The following is a 4,756-nucleotide window of genomic DNA, read 5'->3' as shown; positions in this document are numbered from 1 at the left end:
AGGGATGCCGGGCGACACGCCGCGGCATCCGCTCACCCCGCGGCGCGCCGCGCGACAGACCTTGCAGTTCGGGACGCAGGAGGATCGACGGGCGCGGCGAGCCCTTGCAGACCGGGCGCCGCACGGGCGCCGACGCGGACCGCCACCAGCCATCGCACGCCGCACGCACCCCAACCTGTCCCGCGCCGCCGCCCGGCCGCGCCCGACCTGACCCGCCGCAGCCTGAAGGGGAGCCCAACTGCAAGGGATGCCGGGCGACACGCCGCGGCATCCGCTCACCCCGCGGCGCGCCGCGCGACAGACCTTGCAGTTCGGGACGCGGGAGGATCGACGGGCGCGGCGAGACCTCGCAGACCGGGCGGGTCAGCCCCGCGGGGTCTTGATCAGCGCGCCGGCGACGAGGAAGACGATCGCGGCCGCCGGCTGCACGAGCGACCAGACCACGCCGTCGAACCCGAACGGAAAGACCGGGTTCCACACCACGGCGATCACGGCGAAGACCGCCGCCCACACCCACTGACGCGCCTGCACGGCGAACCAGCCGACGATCAGCGCCAGGATCGCGACGACGAAGAGCACGACGATCCCCCAGCCCGCCGTCAACAGCACGGGCGCGAGGAACAGCACGGCGGCCGCGATCAACGCGGGGGCGAGGGCGTTGCGCTGGAACGTCGGCTCGCTCGGCTTCGCGCCACTCATGCGGTCGCCTCCGACACGGCATCCACCGCAGGATCGATCATCGTCATACCGGCAAGCGTGGCACGGTCGAAGGCGGGCAGCAGCGCGGCGGCCTCGGCGAGCGAGATCGTGCGTTGGATGAGATCCTGCGGGCGCAGTCGCCCGGCCGCGATGAGCTCGAGCATCGCCGGATAGTCGACGGCGGCCATACCGTGGCTGCCGAGCAGATCGAGTTCCCAGGCGATGGCCCGCGCCATCGGCATCCCCGACAGCCCGGTCTCCGACGGGAGCAGCCCGACCTGCACGTGCCGACCGCGGCGACGCAGGCTCAGCACGGCATCCGTCGCGGTCTGTTCGGCGCCCACCGCGTCGATCGACACGTGTGCGCCTCCCCCGGTGATCCGGTGGACGGCGTCGGGCACATCCGTCCCGTCGGCGAGCACCACGGCGTCGGCGCCCAGAGCGGATGCCGCGGCCAGCGCCGCCTCCGTCCGGTCGACGGCCACGACGTGCGCACCGAGCGCGCGGGCGATCATCACGACGCTCAGTCCCACCCCACCGGCGCCGACCACGACGACCCATTCACCGGGCTGCAGCCGGGCGCGGGCGGTCAGGGCGCGAAACGCCGTCGCGAAGCGGCATCCGAGTGAGGCGGCCGCGGCGAACGACACGTCGTCGGGGATGCGCACGAGGTTGGTGTCGGCGGCGTGAAGGGCGACGCGCTCGGCGAACGAGCCCCAGTGCGTGAACCCGGGCTGCTGCTGGTCGGGGCACACCTGCGCGTCGCCGGCGCGGCACCACTCGCACGCCCCGCAGCCGCACACGAACGGCACGGTCACCCGGTCGCCGACCGCGAAACGCTCGACCCCCGCGCCCGTCTCCACGACGACCCCGGCCAGCTCATGGCCCGGAACGTGGGGCACCGCGATGTCGTCGTGGCCCACCCACGCGTGCCAGTCACTGCGGCACAGGCCTGTCGCCCGCACCTCCACGACGACGCCGCCTGCGGGTGCGATCGGGTCATCGACCTCACGCACCTCCAACGGCTCGCCGACGGCATCCATCACCACTGCACGCATCCGGGCCCTTTCGTCCCCTTCACGCTAGCCGGTGACGCGGCCCGTCCATTCCTGACCGTTTGGCACCAATCGTTGCCGTTTCCCCAGATCCGCGCGGGAAAGGAGCATACTGCACAGACAGGAGATCATTCTCACGTCGTCGACGGCTACCCTGTCCTCCCCCCTTCAGACAGGTGCCGCCATGGCCACGTCCCGCTCGTTCCCTCCTTTTCTCACGGTCCTCACCGGCCTCGCTCTCGCCGCGTCGCTGGCGATGATCGCCAGCTCGTCCGCGTCGGCGGCAACGGTGATCGACGGCCCGGTGGACCTCGGCACGGCCGCGCCCTACGGTGTCCTCGGCGCCAGCGCCGTCACGAACACCGGACCCACCGTCGTGAACGGAGATCTCGGAATCTCCCCGGGCACCTCGATCACGGGCTTCGGGGCCGCGCCGGACGGCGTCGTCAACGGCACGGTCCATCAGACCGACGCTGTGGCCGATCAGGCGCAGAGCGACGCCACGACCGCGTACGACGTCGCCGCCTCGCTGAGCCCCACCCAGACGGGCATGACGGAGCTCAACGGGCTGTCGCTCACGCCGGGTGTCTACTCCGGCGGCACCCTCGGCCTGGCCGATACGGGTGAGTTGACTCTCGCCGGCAGCGCGGACTCCGTGTGGGTCTTTCAGGCCGCCTCGACGTTGACGATCGGCTCGGGCACGCGCATCATCATCACCGGTGGCGCCAGCTCCTGCAACGTGTTCTGGCAGGTCGGCAGCTCGGCGACCATCGGCACCGGTGCGCAGTTCCAGGGCACCGTGCTCGCTGACCAATCGGTCACCGCCACCACGGGCGCGGTCGTCGTCGGACGACTCCTCGCCCGTAACGGCGCCGTGACGCTCGACACGAACACGATCACCGCGCCGAGCGGCTGCCCGACTCCCGGAACGCCGTCGGAGACCATCGCTCCGGTGATCACCTCGGCCGGGCCGACCGGCGCAACCGCCGGGACGCCCTACTCCTTCACGGTCACCGCCACCGGCAACCCCGCCCCCACGTTCACGGCAACCGGCCTGCCTGTCGGGCTGAGCCTGGACGGCGCGACGGGCGTCATCTCGGGCACCCCCACGACACCGGGCACATCGACGGTGACGATCACCGCATCCAACGGCACCTCGCCGGACGACACGACCGTCGTTCAGGTCACCGTCGCCCCGTCGGCGACCGCGCCTTCGGCGAGCCCCCTCTCCCCTCCGGCGGGTGGTGACGTCGGCGGCGACCACACCCCCGCGGAGCTGGCGGCGACGGGCGGCGACTCCACCGTGCCGCTCGCTGCGGCGGGCCTCCTTCTCGTGGGCGGCGTCGCCCTGACCACGATCGCTCGTCGACGTCGATCACGACGTATCTGAGTTCCCCCCGCCCGCTGAACATCGAAGGAACCCCATGAAGACCGTCATCGTCCTCCTCGCCATCTGGCTCATCCTCAGCATCGTCGGCTTCGCCATCGAGGGGCTGTTCTGGCTCGGGATCATCGGCATCGTGCTCTTCCTCGCCACCGCGGCCTTCGGCGCTGTCCGCCGCTCCGCCGGCAAGGCCAAACGACGCGCCTGATCCACGGGCGACATCCGTCCGCCCACCGGGTGTCACCGGCACGTCCGGCGGGGCGTTCTGTCAGGCCGTCGCGGCGGTCCCGTCCGGCTGCGCGACCGGAGCGTGCGCGGCCGGTGCAGCCAGCGCGGCGGGTGCGGCGGCATCCGCGTACGCCCTCGCCTGGCGCACGAACAGCATGAGCCACGCGAACAGCAGGCCGGCGATGATGAACTCCGACCCGGTGAGGTTGTAGTAGTCGACGGGTACCCAGAGGGCGACGGCGACGAGGATGCCCGCGACCACCAGCACCGAGAAGACCGCGATATCGCGGCCGATCCCGGGCACGAGCGTCAGCAGGCAACCCACGAGCACGCCGAAGACGACGACCATCCCGGATGCCGCGCCCACGTGAACCGGGAAAGCCACGGCATCCGGGACGAACCCGGCCACCATCAAACACAGGCCGATCACGGCGAGCAGCCACGCGAACAGTCGTGCACGCCGCTGCGCGGTCTCGACATGCGCGCGCAGTCCGATCTCGAGATCGTGGGCGACGAAGTTCGCGAGCGCCGTGATCACCGCACCGGTCGTGATGAGGGAGAGGTTGAACTGGTAGCCGGCGTATCCCGACTCGTTGCCCAGTTCGGAGAAGTGGAACCTCCACCAATCGCCCTGTGAGGCGCTGACCATGCTCGCCAGCGTGCCGATGAACAAGACGAGAGTGGCCAGGGAGGCGACCCCGGTCGAGGTGACCCGCGCGCCCGAGGCCGACGCGACGTAGGTCATCGCTCCGACGGCAGCGGCGGCGAGGGCAGCGGCACCGAACGGGTCGATCGTGAGGCCGCGGAATCCCAGCTGGAACAGCTCCGCGACGGCCACCACCACCAGCGCCGCGAGCATCATCATCGCGGCCGACAGTGCGATCAGGTCGGTGGCCCGCTTGGCGCGCGGCAGACTGTTGCGCCACGCGAGATATCCACGGCGCCGTTCAAGGGCGAACGAGACGGCGAAGGCGGGACCGGCCGCGATCGCCGCGAGCAGCGCCGCCAGGCTCCCGACGGATTCGCCGCCGCCGAGCGGCATCCGTACCCCACCCATGACGAGCACCGTCGCCGCCGCTGCGACAAGAGCGGCGCCCAGCGCCCACCGTGTCGCTCGGGCCTCGACCGTCGGGGAGAAGCGGGGCGTCTCGGATGCCGCGTGGTGCGTCCGTCGCGCGGGAGACGTCCGCCATCTGCTCACGCGTCGAGCTTACTTTCGGCCCCGCCCGCACCGTCCGCCGCCGGGCCAGGACTTCGCCGGCCTGCTGCTTACCACCCATGACCCGAACTGCAAGGCCACCGCGGGGACACGCCGCCCGGGCGCGCGTCGCACCGGCGTGTCGCCCGGCATCCCTTGCAGTTCGGGTGCCGCCGCGCCACGCGCCCGGGC

General features: G+C 71.8%; 5 protein-coding genes. 2 read left to right on the top strand and 3 right to left on the bottom strand.

Annotated elements, in window-relative coordinates; genetic code table 11:
* Nucleotides 1–363: 363 nt before the first annotated feature.
* Nucleotides 364–699, bottom strand: coding sequence for a DUF6804 family protein (locus tag AC1Q49_RS16010; RefSeq protein ID WP_101305262.1), 336 nt, complete (start codon nucleotides 697–699; stop codon nucleotides 364–366).
* Nucleotides 696–1,757, bottom strand: coding sequence for a zinc-binding dehydrogenase (locus AC1Q49_RS16005; protein WP_492493384.1), 1,062 nt, complete (start codon nucleotides 1,755–1,757; stop codon nucleotides 696–698). Before AC1Q49_RS16005 ends, AC1Q49_RS16010 begins: the two co-directional genes overlap by 4 nt.
* A gap of 181 nt (nucleotides 1,758–1,938) precedes the next feature.
* On the opposite strand from AC1Q49_RS16005, the gene AC1Q49_RS16000 reads away from it, so the two are divergent.
* Nucleotides 1,939–3,144, top strand: a complete 1,206-nt coding sequence (locus AC1Q49_RS16000; RefSeq protein ID WP_492493382.1) for an ice-binding family protein — start codon at nucleotides 1,939–1,941, stop codon at nucleotides 3,142–3,144.
* Nucleotides 3,145–3,178: 34 nt separating this feature from the next.
* Complete coding sequence (locus AC1Q49_RS15995; RefSeq protein ID WP_167626536.1) at nucleotides 3,179–3,346, top strand: hypothetical protein; 168 nt, start codon at nucleotides 3,179–3,181, stop codon at nucleotides 3,344–3,346.
* 60 nt (nucleotides 3,347–3,406) lie between these two features.
* On the opposite strand, the gene AC1Q49_RS15990 is transcribed toward AC1Q49_RS15995, so the two are convergent.
* Nucleotides 3,407–4,567, bottom strand: a complete 1,161-nt coding sequence (locus AC1Q49_RS15990; RefSeq protein WP_492493380.1) for a DUF998 domain-containing protein — start codon at nucleotides 4,565–4,567, stop codon at nucleotides 3,407–3,409.
* Between the last annotated feature and the right edge of the window lie 189 nt (nucleotides 4,568–4,756).

This window comes from Microbacterium sp. MPR-TSA4 (genome assembly GCF_058792815.1).
Note: the sequence above shows the minus strand (reverse complement) of the source record. Positions and strands in the feature narration are given on the sequence as shown.

Coding starts and splice junctions, on each gene's coding strand:
- AC1Q49_RS16010 (WP_101305262.1), bottom strand. CDS start 699: ATGAGTGGCGCGAAGCCGAGCGAGCCGACGTTCCAGCGCAACGCCCTC.
- AC1Q49_RS16005 (WP_492493384.1), bottom strand. CDS start 1,757: ATGCGTGCAGTGGTGATGGATGCCGTCGGCGAGCCGTTGGAGGTGCGT.
- AC1Q49_RS16000 (WP_492493382.1), top strand. CDS start 1,939: ATGGCCACGTCCCGCTCGTTCCCTCCTTTTCTCACGGTCCTCACCGGC.
- AC1Q49_RS15995 (WP_167626536.1), top strand. CDS start 3,179: ATGAAGACCGTCATCGTCCTCCTCGCCATCTGGCTCATCCTCAGCATC.